Source organism: Hyphomicrobium sp. MC1, assembly GCF_000253295.1.
Classification (GTDB): domain Bacteria; phylum Pseudomonadota; class Alphaproteobacteria; order Rhizobiales; family Hyphomicrobiaceae; genus Hyphomicrobium_B.
The window spans coordinates 3,751,794-3,768,004 of record NC_015717.1 but is presented as its reverse complement, the minus strand read 5'-3'; the positions used below and the strand labels follow the sequence as shown (position 1 = coordinate 3,768,004).

15 protein-coding genes are annotated in these 16,211 nt (G+C 56.5%); 11 read left to right on the top strand and 4 right to left on the bottom strand.

The window, feature by feature from the left end; translation table 11 throughout:
* Positions 1–139: 139 nt before the first annotated feature.
* Together HYPMC_RS18190 and HYPMC_RS18185 are read right to left on the bottom strand one after the other, a co-directional pair.
* Positions 140–1,132, bottom strand: a complete 993-nt coding sequence (locus HYPMC_RS18190) for a Dyp-type peroxidase (RefSeq protein WP_013949535.1) — start codon at positions 1,130–1,132, stop codon at positions 140–142.
* A 354-nt stretch (positions 1,133–1,486) separates the two neighbouring features.
* Positions 1,487–2,218 carry an HAD family hydrolase gene (locus HYPMC_RS18185; RefSeq protein ID WP_013949534.1) on the bottom strand — a complete coding sequence of 244 codons (732 nt, stop codon included), beginning with the start codon at positions 2,216–2,218 and terminating at the stop codon, positions 1,487–1,489.
* Between the two features lie 229 nt (positions 2,219–2,447).
* Between HYPMC_RS18185 and HYPMC_RS18180 the strand changes: the two genes are divergently transcribed.
* The 8 genes from HYPMC_RS18180 to HYPMC_RS24565 all read left to right on the top strand — a co-directional run bounded on the left by HYPMC_RS18180 (position 2,448) and on the right by HYPMC_RS24565 (position 11,512).
* Positions 2,448–4,841 carry an FAD-dependent oxidoreductase gene (locus HYPMC_RS18180; protein WP_024276415.1) on the top strand — a complete coding sequence of 798 codons (2,394 nt, stop codon included), beginning with the start codon at positions 2,448–2,450 and terminating at the stop codon, positions 4,839–4,841.
* Positions 4,842–4,846: 5 nt separating this feature from the next.
* Positions 4,847–5,749 carry a carbohydrate ABC transporter permease gene (locus HYPMC_RS18175; protein ID WP_013949532.1) on the top strand — a complete coding sequence of 301 codons (903 nt, stop codon included), beginning with the start codon at positions 4,847–4,849 and terminating at the stop codon, positions 5,747–5,749.
* Positions 5,749–6,582: a carbohydrate ABC transporter permease gene (locus HYPMC_RS18170; protein ID WP_013949531.1), complete on the top strand. Its 834-nt coding sequence runs from the start codon at positions 5,749–5,751 to the stop codon at positions 6,580–6,582. The genes HYPMC_RS18175 and HYPMC_RS18170 overlap by 1 nt, the downstream gene beginning before the upstream one ends.
* A gap of 1 nt (position 6,583) precedes the next feature.
* Complete coding sequence (locus tag HYPMC_RS18165; RefSeq protein WP_013949530.1) at positions 6,584–7,420, top strand: DeoR/GlpR family DNA-binding transcription regulator; 837 nt, start codon at positions 6,584–6,586, stop codon at positions 7,418–7,420.
* Between the two features lie 172 nt (positions 7,421–7,592).
* Entirely contained in the window at positions 7,593–8,543 is a 951-nt protein-coding gene (locus HYPMC_RS18160; RefSeq protein ID WP_013949529.1) for a phosphotransferase, read from the top strand.
* A 104-nt stretch (positions 8,544–8,647) separates the two neighbouring features.
* Complete coding sequence (locus HYPMC_RS18155; protein ID WP_024276413.1) at positions 8,648–10,030, top strand: ABC transporter substrate-binding protein; 1,383 nt, start codon at positions 8,648–8,650, stop codon at positions 10,028–10,030.
* A gap of 265 nt (positions 10,031–10,295) precedes the next feature.
* Positions 10,296–10,457 carry a hypothetical protein gene (locus HYPMC_RS24345; RefSeq protein WP_155831279.1) on the top strand — a complete coding sequence of 54 codons (162 nt, stop codon included), beginning with the start codon at positions 10,296–10,298 and terminating at the stop codon, positions 10,455–10,457.
* On the top strand, positions 10,454–11,512 hold the full coding sequence (locus HYPMC_RS24565; protein ID WP_013949526.1) for an ABC transporter ATP-binding protein: 1,059 nt from the start codon (positions 10,454–10,456) through the stop codon (positions 11,510–11,512). Before HYPMC_RS24345 ends, HYPMC_RS24565 begins: the two co-directional genes overlap by 4 nt.
* A gap of 354 nt (positions 11,513–11,866) precedes the next feature.
* Here HYPMC_RS24565 and HYPMC_RS18140 read toward each other — a convergent pair whose 3' ends face one another.
* A complete protein-coding gene (locus tag HYPMC_RS18140) occupies positions 11,867–12,760 on the bottom strand; it encodes a LysR family transcriptional regulator (protein WP_013949525.1) in 894 nt (297 codons plus the stop codon).
* Between the two features lie 104 nt (positions 12,761–12,864).
* Between HYPMC_RS18140 and HYPMC_RS18135 the strand changes: the two genes are divergently transcribed.
* The 3 genes from HYPMC_RS18135 (at position 12,865) to HYPMC_RS18125 (ending at position 14,392) form a co-directional block, all read left to right on the top strand.
* A complete protein-coding gene (locus HYPMC_RS18135) occupies positions 12,865–13,260 on the top strand; it encodes a cupin domain-containing protein (RefSeq protein WP_013949524.1) in 396 nt (131 codons plus the stop codon).
* Between the two features lie 30 nt (positions 13,261–13,290).
* Positions 13,291–14,034 (top strand): SDR family oxidoreductase, encoded by a 744-nt coding sequence (locus tag HYPMC_RS18130; RefSeq protein WP_013949523.1) that lies wholly within the window; start codon positions 13,291–13,293, stop codon positions 14,032–14,034.
* A 130-nt stretch (positions 14,035–14,164) separates the two neighbouring features.
* On the top strand, positions 14,165–14,392 hold the full coding sequence (locus HYPMC_RS18125) for a tautomerase family protein (protein WP_013949522.1): 228 nt from the start codon (positions 14,165–14,167) through the stop codon (positions 14,390–14,392).
* A 642-nt stretch (positions 14,393–15,034) separates the two neighbouring features.
* Here the strand turns inward: HYPMC_RS18125 and HYPMC_RS18120 are convergent.
* Complete coding sequence (locus HYPMC_RS18120) at positions 15,035–15,904, bottom strand: MurR/RpiR family transcriptional regulator (protein ID WP_013949520.1); 870 nt, start codon at positions 15,902–15,904, stop codon at positions 15,035–15,037.
* Positions 15,905–16,211 lie beyond the last annotated feature (307 nt).

Here is a 16,211-nt window from a genome sequence, read left to right as displayed (position 1 = left end):
CATCCGTCGCCGATCAATTATCGACGCCACGTCAGTGAGATTTATCTGACTGACGTGATAGGCCGCCCGTGGCGGCTGCACCCCTTTTAGAAAGTTCTCATCTTTAACCGATCATGTTCGAGGGGCCTAGGACCCGCCATTAACTGTCAGACGGAGTCGCAAGCCTTTCCTGGGCCGCTTGGACAAGGGCTTCCAACGCCGGGCGAGCTGGAGCAAAGAAGGTCGCGCCGGTCAGCGGGGTCGAGAAATCCAATAGCCGGTCGTAAGCGCCGGGTCTATCGCCGACATACATGCGTTGAAGCATCTTCTCGATGACCCAAAGGTATCGCGAATAGCCAATGAAATAGGTGCCGAACTCGTTTTGTCCCGGGCGGCCAAAGGGCATGTTGTCCCTCAGAATGTCGTACTCATGGCCGCTGTCATCGACAACGGTCGCGAGTGATTTGTGCGATTTGCGGGGCGCATCGTCGTCATTGATTTCAAGGTTGTCGATCTTCCTACGACCGATGATTTCCTCCTGGAGAGGCGTCGGCACCTTCGTCCACGCTCCGAGATCATGCAGATATTTCTGAATGACGACATAGCTACCTCCGGCAAAGTCCCCGTCTTCATCACCCACAAGCGCCGACGTGGGTAAATCGAGGCCTGTCGGATTCGCCGTGCCGTCGACAAAACCGAGAAGATCTCGCGCATCGAAATAGCGGAAGCCGGCGACTTCGTCGACCACCGTGATGCTCTCGCCGAGACGGTCGAGCAAAAGGCGCTCGAACTCGAAGCAGAAATCAGGACGCTCGGCGCGGATATGGAAGAGAAGATCGCCCGGTGTCGATGGCGCGGTATGGACCGGGCCTTTTATCGGCGCAAATACCTTGAGCTCTCGCGGCCGCTTCTCGAAGCGCAGGCGGTCCCAGAGAGCGCGACCGATTCCAACGATGCACGAGAGGCGTGCAGAAAGATCTCGGAATCCTACCGTCTTGACGAGATCGTCTAGTCCATCAAGCGCTGAACAGACTTTTGCAAGAGCGTCCACCTCGTTCGCAACAGTGACGACAAGAAAGACGGCCGCTCGCGACAGAGGAGCATCGATGCTCTGCGCATCAATCGGCACTCTGTCCCAATTCTTTCCTGTCATCCGAATGCTCCCATTCCGCGCATAAAATACCCGTGCCGCATCGGCATTCCGGCCGATGTTCGTGCACGATATTCGCCTCTATCACGTTGGCTCGTGGCGATACCGGGTCGCTCAACGAATGCGAATTTCGCAGCCGGCCGCGGCATACCACGAAGACTTCTCATCTTCGCCAGGTTAGGTGCCGATTCAAGAGTTGAATTAATTGAGCTTTTTAGAAATGGCGCGCCGAAAATGATGGAGAAGAGAATTTCTGCTGCGGCGTTCTCCGCGAAGATCAGAATAGTTTTTTGGAGGGTAGTGACGGAACGCTCTACTAAAGCATGTTTTCCTCTAGTCGTAACGCGTCACGGACATTCAGATCTGGGTTTCGACCTTTGCTGGTAAGTTAAAAAGCGCACCGAGCTCGAGGACGCTGCCGATAACAACATCGGCATAAGGTTCGAGATCGACCTGCCTATAAGGGCCGGAAAGAACGGCGATGCGCAGACCAAATCCGGCGCGGCGTCCCATTTCCAAATCGTGAATAGAGTCCCCGATGATTGCGCAGTCTTCCGGGTCGAGACCGGTGTGTTGTGCGAATGCAAGGCCCATTCCCGGATCCGGCTTTGCGCCGTGGCCGCTGTCGCTGCCGACACAAAACTCAAATAGGTCGAGTATCCCGCTGAAGCGGCCGAGAGAGGCTTGCATTCCATCAAACGTGTCGTTAGTCGCCAGCCCCAGGCGGTAACCTGCCCTGCGAAGGCGTTTAATCTCGTCGGTGGCTCCGTCGATCAGCATCGCATGCTTGGCTCCGCCCTCCCTGAAATTGCGCGATACGACTTCGAAAAGGTCGGACGATGTCCTGTTTTTTAAGAACCCGGCAAAGTGCTCGGCGATTGCGGCTGCGTCGGCGCCGATCAGGAGCGCTCCCGGCTCAACGATATCGGTATCAGGATCGTGCCCTGATGCCCGCAGTAGATCGGCCGCGACGTCCGGATCGCCGCCTGCAGCATCGAGAGCCATACGCCGATTGATCGGAATCCAGGTCTTGTAGAAGTCCAGGATGGTGCCGTCTTTATCGAACAGAAGCCCTTTGATTTGCTGCATCAGTTTCCCAACCGTTTACGACGCTGTCTTCGATATGGAGCGCGAGGGATCCTTTAAGCAAAAGTCGACGTCAATCCTCTCGGGGATCGCAATCTACGCTATCTCGCTTTCCGTCTCGAACCATTTCGTCATTAAATTCCACATAAATTGTGGAATTACAACAAAACAGTTGCAATGTTGTGGCGTGTGCGGCATCGTCGGTGCATCCTTGACGAACTGGTGCATGCACATGACGAACCTCCCCTCCCATGCGCGTATCGTGATTGTTGGTGGAGGGATCATTGGCTGTTCGACGGCTTACCATCTCGCCAAGATGGGCTGCACCGACGTCGTGCTGATCGAGAAAGCGCAGCTCACGTCAGGCACGACGTGGCATGCGGCCGGAGCCATCGGAAATCTGCGCGGCAACAGCAGCTTGACGCGCCTCGTCAAAGATTCCATCGACCTCTACGAAACGCTTGAAGCGGAAACCGGCCAGGCGACGGGTTGGGTGCAGACGGGCTCGTTGCGGTTGGCATCGTCCGATGGCCGGCAAGTGGAACTTGAGCGAATGCTCACACTTGTACGCAGTTATGGGATCGAAGCGGATCTCATCACCGCGAGAGAGGCGCAGGAAAAACTGCCGATCATGCAGGTCGACGATGTGCGTTGCGCGCTTTGGATGCCCGGTGACGGCATGGCCAATCCTAGCGACGTCACGATGTCGATGGCGAAGGGTGCCCGTCAGAATGGCGTGAAGATCTTCGAGCGGACACGTGTCCTGAAGATCGATGTCGTCAATAACGAAGTGCGTGGCGTTACAACGGATCAAGGGACCATCACATGCGAAACATTGGTTCTGTGTACCGGAATTTGGACGCGTGAACTCGCGGCGACGATCGGTGTGAGCGTTCCGCTTCAGCCAACCTATGTGCAATACGCCATTACCGAACCGATGCCCGGATTGCCACGGCACGCGCCGAGCTTGCGTGACCCGGATCTCGGTACATTTTTCAAGGAAGAAGTGGGAGGTCTCTCGTTCGGTGGCTATGAGCGCACGCCCGTTCCTTATCTTGAGAGCCCGGTGCTTCCGAACGAGGAGTTCAAGCTCTTTGAGGAAAACATCGAGAATTTCGAGTACCTGATGGAAGGCGCGCTCCATCGCATCCCGTCACTGGAAAATGTTGGGATCAAGACTTGGATTCACGGCCTCGATAGTTTTACCCACGACGGTACGTTCATTCTTGGTGAGGCGCCGGAAGTTCGCAACGTCTTTGTCGGTGCGGGCTTCAACGGCTTCGGCATAGCGTCGGGCGGCGGCGCTGGAAAAGCGCTTGCCTCTTGGATACTCGAAGGCGAACAGCCTTATGATCTTTGGGCTGCCGATATCCGTCGCTTTGGCGCATACATGCGCTCTGATCGGCAAGTGGCGGTCCGCGCGATGGAGGGCTTCGCCAACCACTATGCCAAGGGAGACCCGACAGAGATCTTCAAGGCCGGACGGCCGTTGCGCCTGAGCGCGGTGCACTCGGCATGCGAAGCAGCTGGCGCGGTCTTCGAACCGATTCAGGGGTGGGAAGTCCCTGCGTGGTATGCGCCGAAGGGCGAGGCGATGGAGGATGCCATCGCAAATGAGCAGGCAGCAGCACAGAGCAGCGTCGCACTTTTCGATCTCGGTTCGCTCGCGAAGTTTCGTATTCTTGGGCCGAATGCTACCGAGGTTTTGCAAGACCTGGCGACGTCGGACATAGACAAAAATCGCTGCGCCGCTCGCACCTTTTTTCTAAGCGTGCAGGGACGTATTCAGGCGGATGTTCTCACCATTCCATTGGCGCCGAATGATCATCTCATCATCGCGCCAGCAAATCGCGGCGTTTTGGTGGAAGCCCATATCCGGCGCCATTTGCTGGATCTGGAGGATGCCGTTTGCGTTGATGTCAGTGCTGGCATTTCCGCGTTCGGTCTGGCCGGACCGGAAGCCCGCGAGGTCATTCGCGTGTTATCGGATCGCGAATTCCAGGTGCCCCCACCCGGCTCGTCCAACGTTATCTCTACCATCGTGGCCGGCGCGCCCGTGACGTTAGTTCAAGCGCCGGACGGCCAGGCGCTGGAATGGTTGCTTCTCGTATCCTCCGAATACGCGGTTACGGTCTGGAACGCGATCGCCAAACCGCGCGGTGGTGCAACGCTCGCAGGCGCCCGCGCTTTGGCACGCATTAGGTTCGAAGCCGGAATAGTCGACTGGGGGCGAGATTTCGGCGCCGACTCCACGCCAATGGAAGTCAGTCTTAAGCATTTGGTCGATTTCGGAAAGCCGATGTTCTTCGGTCGTGATGCTCTGCTGTCGGCGCCGGAAAATCGCCCCGGCAAATGTCTGTTACATTTCGTGAGCGAAAATCCGGACGCGATGCTGAGCGGTGCGGAGGCAATCTTCCGCGATGACAAGTGCGTCGGTTGGACGACCGTAGGCGGCTGGTCGACCCGCCTCGGCAGGGCCATGGCGATAGGGTTCGTTCGCGAAATCGGCGAGACAGGTTCCTATGTTGATGGCACGTTTGAACTCCGCAAAGGGGCGACACGCATTCCCGTCAAGATCATGCCCGGCTACGGCCTTCAATCGGAACCGGTTCACATCGGGGAGTGATCTCAATGACCGTCAAAAGACGGATGTGGAACGACCGATCGGTCTTCATTCTCTTTTGCATGGTGCCCGTCGTTTTGTTTCTCACCATTACCTCGCTTGTGCCGAGTGTGATGGCGATCTCGGACAGTCTGACGGACTGGCGATTGACCAGTTTCGGGAGCCACGACATTTTCGTCGGGCTTTCCAATTATCGCCGTCTGCTCGGCGAGGACCCGCAATTCTGGAGCGCCGTCGTCCGGACGCTCGTCTTCGTCGTCATCGTGGTTCCTGTCGAGCTGGCTCTTGGAATGGCGATTGCGTTGTTCCTCGCACGTGAATTCAAAGGGCGGCGGCTCGTCCTGACATTGCTGATGATTCCCACGATGATTGCGCCGGTCGTAGTTGCCATGACTTGGCGCTTTATGCTGATGCCGAGTTTCGGCCTCCTAACATATGTGCTGAACAAGTTTGGATTCTTCACGGACGCTTCTGTCTTTTCCGGAGAAATATCGGCGTTCGCCGCGATTATGTTGATCGATATCTGGGAATGGACTCCGTTCATGATGCTGATCCTGCTCTCTGGCTTGAATGCGTTACCGCATGAACCTCAAGAGGCGGCCGAGCTCGACGGTGCGACGCGCACGCAGATCTTCTTTCACGTTCAGCTTCCGATGCTGAGACCGCTCATCATCATCGCAGTGCTGTTTCGCACGATCGACGCGTCAAAAGTGTTCGATACCATTTACGTATTGACGGGGGGTGGCCCGGGTGCGAACGCGACGGAATCCCTGACATTGTTTGCACAGAAGACGATATTCGGCACGTGGCAGCTCGGATACGGCGCCGCCGTTTGTCAGGTGCTTGCCTTTCTCTCGATTGTCGCGGCGGCGCTTTTTTATTCTGCCGTTTCGAAAAGCGAGGCTCGCTGATGCGCAAGCGGCGTGGAAATCTCCATGGCTTGGTGACGTGGGGTATTCCATTGACGATTCTGCTCGTCGCGGCGCTCGTGCCCTATGCATGGATGTTCCTGTCGAGCTTTAAGCCGAGGGCGGCGATATTCGTTTCGCCTCCCGCATTCCTATTTTCACCGACGCTTGGCAATTATGAAACTGTGCTGTTTCGCAAGCACTTCGACGGCTACCTTCTCAACTCTTTGATCATCGGCGTGACGAGCACGGTACTTGCCGTATTCATCGGGACGCTTTCGGCATACGCATTTTCGCGTTTCCGAATTCCGGCTAAGAGCCATCTGTTCTTCTGGATCCTCTCGACGCGCCTTGGTCCGCCCGTCGCTTATGCGTTGCCGCTCTATCTGTTGTTTTTCCAGCTCGGCCTTCTGCGTGCGGGCATCGCAATCATCATTGCCCACGCGAGCTTCAATCTTGTGCTGGTCGTGTGGATGATGCGCGCATTCTTCGATGAAGTTCCGCGCGAAGTCGAAGAAGCGGCGGAAATCGATGGTTGTGGTCCATTCGGCGTCTTCTTTCGCGTCAGTTTGCCGATGGCGTGGCCGGGGCTTATCACCGTGACGATTTTCGTCCTGCTGTTTTCATGGAATGAGCTGCTCTTTTCCCTGATCCTGACATCCGGCGGAGAGCGAACCATTACGGTCATGATCCCGACGCTGGTTTCACAGACGAGTACGCTGTGGGGAGAAGTGGCAGCGGCATCAACGTTGCAGTCGATTCCTGTTATTATCTTCACGTTCTTCGTTCAGAAGCACCTCGTTCGAGGGCTGACGTTCGGTGCGGTGAAAGGCTAGCATGGTTCAAGACTCGGAAAAGTCCCGGAAATTGCGCGGCGCCGACCGGCTTCAGCGCATCCTTCTGACGCTCAGGGCGAATTCGACGATTCGCCTAAATGAGCTTGCGGACGAGTTTGGCGTCAGCAGCGAAACGATCCGTCGCGATCTCGATAAGCTCAGCAGCCAGGGTCTCATCAACCGGACGCACGGCGGAGCTTCCGTCGTGCCGCTTGGAACCGATCCGACATTAAAGCAGCGCCTGGAAATGAATAAAGCCGAGCGCGCTGCGATTGCGCGCGAGGCGATGAACCTGGTTTCGCCTGGTGAAGTGTTGATGATCAGTTCAGGCGTTACGGCGTTCGGATTTGCGCAGCGCCTTGCGACAAGCGCCATCGATGTCACTGTGCTGACGCCAAGCGTGAATGTCGCGACAACGCTCAGCAGCAATCCAGCAACGCGCGTTCTGCTTATGCCGGGGGAATATTACCCCGGCGAAGCAACCGTCGTCGGGCAGGAAACGACGAATTTCGTTTCACGATTCCGCGCGAACACCGTTTTCATAGGTGCGAGCGGCCTGACGGAAGAAGGTGCTTTTGAATCGATCCCCGGGATTACCTGGAATCTTCGCGCGATGATGGAGCGATCGGAACGTGTTGTTCTGCTGACCGATCACACCAAGTTCGGTATGCGCCGCCTCGATCTTGTTTGCCCGCTCGATGACATCGATGTCATCGTCACCGATCGTCAGCCCGAGGGCGACTTACACAACGCAATTCGTCGGGCTGGTGTTGAATTGCGGATCGCGCTCGTCGCGGGCGACGACGAAGCCGGTCTTGCTGCAGCCGTTTCCAACTGAATCTGAAATATCTCTGCCGGGTGGAGTGTGGTCTATTCCGCGATGGGTGAACTGCGCCCAATGCCAGCAAAAAATCCAACTTCTTTTGTGGAATTTGCCACAAAAATTGTTGGACTAATTTGAATGTTGGCGTATTCTTTAGCAGGCACAGAAATGAGGCAGGGTAATCGGCATGATCGATCCCGGCTGGTCCCAGGACCAGATCAAGGCCTACATCCTCGAACTTCCGCTGTGGCGCGAGCCACGCGCGACGCCATTGCTTGGCGGTCTCACTAATCTTTCCTGGCTTATCGACGATAGCTCGACGCGCTCGGTTGCTCGCGTAGGCTTCGATATTGTGCCGCATGACATGTACGATCGGTTCATCCGTACTGCGATCTGTGCGGCGGCGGACATTGGCGTCAATCCCAAGCTGCGCCACATCGAGCCTTCGCTTGCCGTGATGGAGTATGTTCCAGGTGGTTCGCTGTCGCTCGATGATCTCAAGAACTGGGTGCAGGTCGAGCAAGTCCTCTCGTTGCTGCGAACGCTCCATCGCGGCACGTCGAGGCTCATTGGTCCAACGCGTTACGTTTCCTATTTTGAAACCGTCAGGGGCTACTGCCGGCAGCTTCGTGCGCTCGAAAGCCGGGTTACGCCGGACCTTTCAGAATACGAGAAACTTGCCGACGCCTTGGAAGATGAAGTCCTTCCGTTTGCGCCGGCTTTTACGCAGAACGATCCACTACCGCAAAACTTCATTCGCGACGGTCGCGGCGGTCTCAAGCTCGTCGATTGGGATCACGGCGGCGTGGGCCATCCCTTCAATGATGTAGCGGGCTTTCTGGTCAACAGCGAAATTCCGCGTGAGCTTTGGCCTCATGCGCTGCAAGCCTACGGTGTTCCAGCCGATCGGATCGCGGTTCGTCAGCTTTCGATTTTCGCCGTTATCGCAACGCTGCGCGAATATCTCTGGGCACCGTTGCAAGAACTCGTTTCCGTTGTTCCAGGAGAGAAAGTCGCGGCTGCAATGGGAAATCTCTTTCCCGGTGAAGCCGCCGATTACGTCGGCTATGGGGCCGTCAATCACCGTCGTTTCCTCAGGGTCCTGGCGGAGCATCGTCAGGAATTCGGAGGCCCGTGAGAGAGTCGCAGCAAGCGGCCGACATCTGTTTGGGAGGCACAATAACGAGGATCGGGCAGGGAAGCCCGGCGCACGTCATCAGTCAACAAGATCCAGGTGCCGTCATGCTTTCGTTCCGCAGATCCATATGTGCCGTCATACCACTCGCGCTATCGTTCTTCACGAACCTCGCATCCACTTCGGCGGAAGCGTGGGATCTTACGGAGGCGGCCAAGCCCTATTCGGGTGCTACCGTGAACATGGCCTGCGAGGCCTACGCGCCATGCATCGCCTATCAAAAACTTATTCCCGAGTTTCAGAAGGCGACGGGCATAAACGTCCACGTCGAAGCTGGAGACATCGGACAAATCCAGCAGCAGATTTTGACGGATGCGTTGACGGGCACGCAGATTTACGACCTCGTGCAGATCAATCCGTTCTCGACAGGTGTGTGGGGCGGGCAAAAGTTTGCGACACCCGTCCAGCCGTTTCTCGATGATGCCAAGCTCAGAGATCCGTCTTTCAAGATCGAAGATATCGTTCCGGCGCTCGTCACGCAGATGAAATACAAGGGCGAGCTCATCGCTATGCCCTACAGTTTCTTGCCGCCGTTCGGCATCTACCGCAAGGATATCGCTGCGGATCCTGGAGAGCAGGCCGCCTTCAAGGCGAAGTTCGGCTATGACACGCCCTTCAACGGCGACAAGATCGTCAATGTCGACGATTGGCAGAAATGGACTGATGCTGCCTCGTTCTTCGGGCGCAAAGCCGGCGAAAAGCTCGCGGGACAGACGCTCGACCATCCGGTTTATGGAACTGCGGCTGCGTTCAAGCGCCATCTAACCGTCATCTTCGACTACGAGCGCATGCTCCTGTCTATGGGCGGCGAGATGATTTCGGCCGATGGCAAAGAAGGGTTTTCTTCGCCAGTCGCAAAGAAGGCGCTCGACACCATGCTGTCGTGGCGGGCCTATTCGCCGCCATCCTATCGCGAATACACCTGGGACGAGGAATACGCCGACTTTTGCGCGGGCAATCTTTTCTCCGTTCCGTCTTGGGCGGACTCGACCGCTTTTTTCGAGATGCCGAAGGAATGCCCCAAGGTCGCGGGTAAGGTCGGATATTTTCTGCATCCCGGCAATCATAAGACTGTTTCTGAGGGGCATGCTTTCGTGATCCCCAAGCAGTCGCAAAACAAGGAAGCGGCGTTCCTGCTCGCGCAGTGGCTGGCGAGTAAAGACGTGCAAGAGCGTTGCGAAGCGTTTGGCTGCGCAACTTTCCGCAAAGACGTTCTTGCTCAGAGCAAGTGGGATGACAGCGGCCCAGTGCAGCTCTTCCGCGAGATGATCGCCAAAAACTATCTCTACCCGCGTCCGGCGCTTCCGGAGTGGATCGAGATGCAGCAGGTTATCATGGAGCATCTCAGTGCCGCCGGAGCGGATCAGGAAAAACCCGACGTTGCACTCAATGCAATTGCCGAGAAAGCCAAAGAGGTCATGAAGAAATGATGGGGGGCGCACGTACCGGTGGGGATGTCGTGCCCTCACCGGTGCGAACGGAACGGTTTCTTCGCAAAAGCTTCAGAGACTTTGTTGCAGGGCGCTATGCGGAGGGGTGCTTCGCGTTCCTCTATTCCCTGCTTTTGGTGCTGGGCAGTTGGGCGATGGTTGCGCTCAAGGCGCCGCCACTGATCATATCGGCCGTCGATGTTCTATGTTTGCCGATTTGCGCATGGGCCATTCAAGCTACACTTCGCGGTGTCGGAGGCTTGCGATGATGGGCCATCTGGTGACGCTTGCCTGCGCTCTGCCTTTACAGCTTGGCATTTCCGCATGGAATTATCGAACGAAACGTCTGGAGCCGGGCGAGGCCGCATTTTGGGGTGTTGTTGTCTTCATCACCCTTGAATTTATTCATCTCGGAGCATTCGCGTGAGTGGCGTGCAGCTTGAGAACCTCTCGAAGCGTTTCGGTGATCGCGTTATCGTCAAAGACGTATCGATCGATATTGCGGACGGCGAATTTCTCGTCCTTGTCGGACCGTCCGGTTGCGGTAAGACAACCACTTTACGAATGCTGGCAGGTCTTGAGGAAGCAACTGGCGGAACCATAAAGATCGGCGATCGCGATGTGACGGATCTTGCGCCCCGCCTGCGCAACATTGCGATGGTGTTTCAGTCCTACGCGCTTTATCCGCATAAAACGGTGCGCGAGAATATGGAATTCGCGCTCAAGCTTGCGAAGGTGCCGCGATCGGAGATCGCCGAACGGGTGAACGCCGCGGCTGACGTATTAGGTTTGTCCACTATGCTCAATGATAAGCCAAAGACGCTTTCCGGCGGCCAGCGCCAGCGCGTAGCGCTGGGCCGCGCCATCGTGCGCGAGCCGGAAGTGTTTCTGTTCGATGAGCCGCTGTCGAACCTTGATGCCAAACTGCGCAACGCGATGCGCAGCGAGTTGGTCCGTCTTCATCATCGCCTTGGCGCGACGATGATCTACGTGACGCACGATCAAATCGAGGCGATGACGATGGGAGATCGCATCGTTGTTATGAGCGACGGCGTCGTCCAGCAGATTGGCAAACCGCTCGAAATCTACGACGATCCGTCCAATCTTTTTGTGGCGGGCTTTATCGGAACGCCGTCGATCAACGTTATCGCTCGAAGTCCAAGTGGCTTCGAGATTGGCGATCGCGCAATTTCGCTGCCGGACGGGCATCCTGCGACGTCGCCGGAGGCGAAATTTATAGGAATTCGGCCCGAGCATTTGCGTATGGAACGGTCATCCGAAGGAGGCGTCGGTGTCGGCCGTGTCGCGGCAGTAGAACATCTCGGACCTGAGACGATCGTCGAAATCGATACCGGCGAGAGCGGTCTCTCCGTTAGAAGCTCGAGGAAGGAAGAGATCGGTTTTGACGACTGGGTTTCCCTCGACCCGATTCCAGAAAAAATTCTCGCATTCCGCGAAGATGGCAACAGATTACGTGGATAGCGGATTGTTACGCAAATACCCCGCGGCTCTCGTTTTTACCGCCTGCCCTAAAGCCGCCAGCGCAAGTGAGCTACTCGGAAGTGGATGTTCGTAGAGGCTCAACAAGAGATTCATTCGGTGCAGCGAACGGTTTCGAGGCGTGGGGTCTGCAAGGTCAACTGCTTTCTATTTTCTAACGGTTTGTCATCACGCGCCGGGGCTCAGTCATCAACGGACGTAGGCTCGACCGGTAATTAAGGTCCGCTTCGGGCCAGTAGCAGCCATTCCCTCGTTACGTATGAGTTCAGAGCCAGAAGGAGTGATCTTGCCATTCTTGCAGGTCTGTCCTGTTTCTGACCTGATACGCCTCGCATGCTAGGCGCGATGCCTCAACGCCTCGACGAACCTTGCAAAGGCCGGCGATGCTAGGCGGCGGTTGGGGTAGTAGAGATGATAGCCCTCGATGGGCGGACACCAATCAGTGAGCGTCGCACGCAATTGTCCAGTCGCAATGTATGGACGTGCTAGTTCTTCGGGAACGTAGGCGAGCCCGAGCCCGTCTACGGCCGAGTGTAGCACGGGAATGATGCTGTCACATGTCAGCTGACCTCCAACTCTGACTTCAAGCTCTCGACCATCTTTTTCGAATTCCCAAGCGTAGAGGCCACCGGCCGCGGCCATGCGCAGATTAATGCATCGGTGGTTGGTCAACTCCCGCGGATGTTCGGGGGGCGAACGTCGAGAAAAATAATCTGGCGAACCAACAACGGCGAAGCGCCAGTCCGGCCCGATCCGTACTGCGATCATATCCTTGCTTATGGATTCGCCGAGTCGGACACCAGCGTCGAAGTGCTCTCCGACAATGTCGATGAAGCCGTTGTTGATTGAAACCTCGACATTCACATCCGGAAAATCAATCAGGAACTTTGCCAGCTTTGGCCGCAAGATTGACTGAACGGCATGGTCGCCCGAACTGATGCGAACAGTGCCGGATGGCTTGTCGTGCAGGTCGCTGAGCGCGTCGACTTCTGCCCGGATCTGTTCGAGATGCGGGGAGATCGACTGAAAGAGCCGCTCCCCAGCCTCTGTCGTCGAAACGCTGCGCGTCGTCCTTGCCAGAAGGCGAAGGCCAAGGCGTTCTTCCAATCCGCGGATCGTGTGACTAAGCGCGGAAGGGGATACCCCAGATTTGGCTGCCGCCTTTGTGAAGCTGCGCTCGGTGGCTACGGCGATGAACGCTCGCAGCTCCCCCAGCTCATCCCGACCCATTCCTGAATCTCGCTCAATAGTTCATGCGAATTATTGTGACTAATTGGATAACTCGTTCCTCCTTAGATTGCCAGCACAAGCATCACAGCAGGAAGGGGAACGTCATGGACATCGTTCGCGCAGGCAGCCACCCGGCCATGAAAGGACCGACCGATTGGTTCACGGGGTCGGTCAAGGTCGAGATGCTCTTCAACGCCATCGACAAAGAACGTGTTCAGGGTGCGAACGTGACATTCGAGCCCGGAGCGCGCACCGCCTGGCACACGCATCCGCTCGGCCAAACATTGATCGTCATTTCGGGTCTCGGCCGGGTTCAACGCTGGGGCGGGCCGATCGAGGAAATTCGACCCGGTGACGTCGTCTGGTTCGCTCCCGGTGAGAAGCACTGGCACGGGGCCGCACCAGATCAAGCAATGACCCATACCGCGATCCAGGAAGTCCTGAACGGAACCACAGTCGAGTGGATGGAGCAGGTATCGGACGCTCAATACGGCGCTTGATCGCGCCATAAACACCAAAGGAATTCGAATATGATCAAAGACAAAGTCGTCATCGTCACGGGTGCCTCTTCTGGCATCGGCGAAGCCACTGCGAAGTTGCTCGCGACCAAAGGCGCCAAGGTCGTTCTCGGCGCGCGTCGAGACGACAAACTTAAGCAAATCGCAGAGCAGATCAGGGCGAGCGGCGGCGAGGCCGCCTATCAGGCACTCGACGTAACGAAAACCAGTGACAATGAGGCCATTGTTGCACTTGCCAAGAAGTCCTTCGGGAATGTAGACGCGATTTTCTTGAATGCAGGTCTCATGCCCAGCAGCCCCGTGTCGGCGCTAAAGACCGATGAATGGCGCAAGATGGTTGAAGTCAACATCAACGGCGTGCTGAACGGCGTCGCGGCCGTAATGCCAACATTCATTGAACAGAAGTCCGGACACATAATTGCGAACTCTTCCGTCGCGGGATTGAAGGCCTATCCGAACGCAGCTGTTTATGGTGGCACAAAGTGGTTTGTCCGTGAGTTCATGGAAGTGCTGCGGATGGAATCGGCCATGGAACAGACAAACATTCGAACTGCCACCATCTATCCGGCAGCAATCAACACGGAATTGCTAGATACGATCAGCGATCCGAAGGCTGCCGAAGCAATGCGGGGCCTCTACGCGGCTTTCGGTATCTCGCCGGAACGCATTGCCGAGGTTGTCGCCTTCGCACTTGATATGCCGGCTGATACGACCGTTAGCGAATTCACGGTAGGGCCTGCTAAGCAGCCTTGGTGACAGGCAACGCTATGTGATCTGTCACTGCGAGGGCTCCAAAGACACGCTTTGGAGCCCCTGACCAACTCAAATCACATCACCAGAAAATTGCCGAACTATTCGACTGTGACCGCCACGAAGGGAGACTCTAATGCCTCATGTAATCGTCAAGCTTTGGCCTGGGAAGACCGAGGAAAAGAAGAAGGAGCTTGCAGTGGCCATCGCAGAGCAAGTTACGAAGGCCCTCGAATACGGCGACGCTTCGGTGTCGGTATCGTTCGAAGAGGTAGATGCTGATCGGTGGCGTGAAGAGGTTTATATCCCAGATATCGTCAATAAGCCCGACCGGCTATACAAGAAGCCCGGATACAAGATGTGACTCAGCCAAACGGCCTGTAGTACAGGCTGGTGCCTCCTGCGGGGTCATACGCGGTTGCAAGGCGGGACTGCGTATCTGCCACAATGCCGGCTCTAGCCAACCATTCAACGGCACTGATCAATATCTTGCGTTTTCCGCTAAGAGGTTTACGCCACCGACTGACGTCCGCTCGGGGTCAGAAGCGGTCGTTCCTACGACGTCGAAATCGTGTCGGCTTACGTGCGGAATGCGGACGCTGGCATATTAGCTGTGACTTCGTGGTTCGCAGTCTTCGCATCCCGGCGAAGAGTTCTCATCGTCGTCCGATGCGGTATCGCTTCAGCCGGATTAATTGATCCTTTTGCAATGGCGCGCCTCACTGGAGAAAGTTCGAACCTGCTACTAGACGCTCTTGAAAAGCTAGAAGCCGAACTGGCCGAGGATGCCCAGCTACTGAGCCTTTCCCAAAGCCGTAGCCGCAATGCCCAATGGGAGGATGCTGGGCGAATGTGAAAAGGGCAAACCGCTTATCACCTCGTCGCACATCAGCTGTTGAATGTGCAGCCGACGTTAGGAAATGTGTGTTCCATGATCGCTGATGAGCCTTAGTAGCGAGCCATGAAAGGGCGCGCTGGTAGTCGCTGAGCGAGATGGGGGCGCTCGCTATCGCGCATCGAGCTTTCTCCGAATGGCCTCCAGTTCTTCCATACGCGCCTTCACTTCCGGCCACCGCAGCGCACTGAGGCGCGCAATCATCGCTTCGATCAGAACGGAAATCGGCGCGAATGAATCCCAATTGGAATTGACGGCAATCCGCAGGGCAAACACGTGTTCCGCAACGGCCGACACGGGCGATAGCCATTCATCCGTGAAAAGGATGATCTTTGCTCCGCGCGCCGCAGCCTCTTGCCCCATGCGAACGACGTCGTCCTGGTAGCGGCGAATGTCGAACAGAAGATATGCATCCGACGACGTAACACCTAGAAGATGTTCAGCCCATGTCGCAGTCTGACTGTCGATGAGCGTTACATTGGATCGCAATTCACGCAGGTGAAGAAAGGCCTGCAATGCGAGACTGGATGTGAGACGGCCGCCTAGGATCGTCACCGGCCGCGTGTCGTCGGCGAGCAGCCTAATGGCACCGTCGAATTCCGACGGGCGGATGAGATGCATCGAGGCCGCCATGGCGCTTGAGACCGACTCCCAATACTTCGCGAACGCTGGAACCTCAACGGCGCCTTTGGCATCCGCTGCAAGAACGTCTTTGGTCAATGGCGACCGCAAACGTGCTTCGAGTTCATCGCGCAGCTGCTGCTGAAAATCGGCGTAAGCGCCGAAGCCGAGCTTGGCGATCAAGCGCAGGATGGTCGGATTGCTGACATCCGCCTGCTTGGCGAACTGCGCCACGGTCTGCAGCCCCGGCACCGGATAGTTGCCGAGCAGGATGAGGGCAGCCTTGCGCTCGGTCGGCGTCAACTGATCGAGCCGTCGGCGGATCATCTCGGCGACGGTGGTGTGCGGTAAACCGGTCATGGGCGTGGCTCCCGACGGGCAATCCTTCCCGAGCTACTCGGTTTCTTATTTTGTGCCAAATAGTACAGCAATGTTTTTCCCGATAGCTGAAATTTCATGCAGCCCCCGGCACTGGAGGGCCACCAAAGCTCCGACTAAAACGCTAAACCAGCGATACCCGATTTGAAAAATTTGGTACAGGCTTCTGTTATTTATGGAACAGAAAGTCATATATATTGCAAATTCTGTTTAATTTGGTACATCGCTTGCAAAGCGCTTGCTGGAAGGGGTCCGCGAGGGAACCCCAAAACTAAGCAGGGGAATGCAC

Bases quoted from the DNA above. Each gene is read 5' to 3' on its own strand.
- HYPMC_RS18170 (WP_013949531.1), top strand. From the start codon at position 5,749: ATGCGCAAGCGGCGTGGAAATCTCCATGGCTTGGTGACGTGGGGTATT.
- HYPMC_RS18130 (WP_013949523.1), top strand. From the start codon at position 13,291: ATGATCAAAGACAAAGTCGTCATCGTCACGGGTGCCTCTTCTGGCATC.
- HYPMC_RS18155 (WP_024276413.1), top strand. From the start codon at position 8,648: ATGCTTTCGTTCCGCAGATCCATATGTGCCGTCATACCACTCGCGCTA.
- HYPMC_RS18190 (WP_013949535.1), bottom strand. From the start codon at position 1,132: ATGACAGGAAAGAATTGGGACAGAGTGCCGATTGATGCGCAGAGCATC.
- HYPMC_RS18135 (WP_013949524.1), top strand. From the start codon at position 12,865: ATGGACATCGTTCGCGCAGGCAGCCACCCGGCCATGAAAGGACCGACC.
- HYPMC_RS18165 (WP_013949530.1), top strand. From the start codon at position 6,584: ATGGTTCAAGACTCGGAAAAGTCCCGGAAATTGCGCGGCGCCGACCGG.
- HYPMC_RS18175 (WP_013949532.1), top strand. From the start codon at position 4,847: ATGACCGTCAAAAGACGGATGTGGAACGACCGATCGGTCTTCATTCTC.
- HYPMC_RS24345 (WP_155831279.1), top strand. From the start codon at position 10,296: ATGATGGGCCATCTGGTGACGCTTGCCTGCGCTCTGCCTTTACAGCTT.
- HYPMC_RS18185 (WP_013949534.1), bottom strand. From the start codon at position 2,218: ATGCAGCAAATCAAAGGGCTTCTGTTCGATAAAGACGGCACCATCCTG.
- HYPMC_RS18160 (WP_013949529.1), top strand. From the start codon at position 7,593: ATGATCGATCCCGGCTGGTCCCAGGACCAGATCAAGGCCTACATCCTC.
- HYPMC_RS18125 (WP_013949522.1), top strand. From the start codon at position 14,165: ATGCCTCATGTAATCGTCAAGCTTTGGCCTGGGAAGACCGAGGAAAAG.
- HYPMC_RS18120 (WP_013949520.1), bottom strand. From the start codon at position 15,904: ATGACCGGTTTACCGCACACCACCGTCGCCGAGATGATCCGCCGACGG.
- HYPMC_RS18180 (WP_024276415.1), top strand. From the start codon at position 2,448: ATGACGAACCTCCCCTCCCATGCGCGTATCGTGATTGTTGGTGGAGGG.
- HYPMC_RS18140 (WP_013949525.1), bottom strand. From the start codon at position 12,760: ATGGGTCGGGATGAGCTGGGGGAGCTGCGAGCGTTCATCGCCGTAGCC.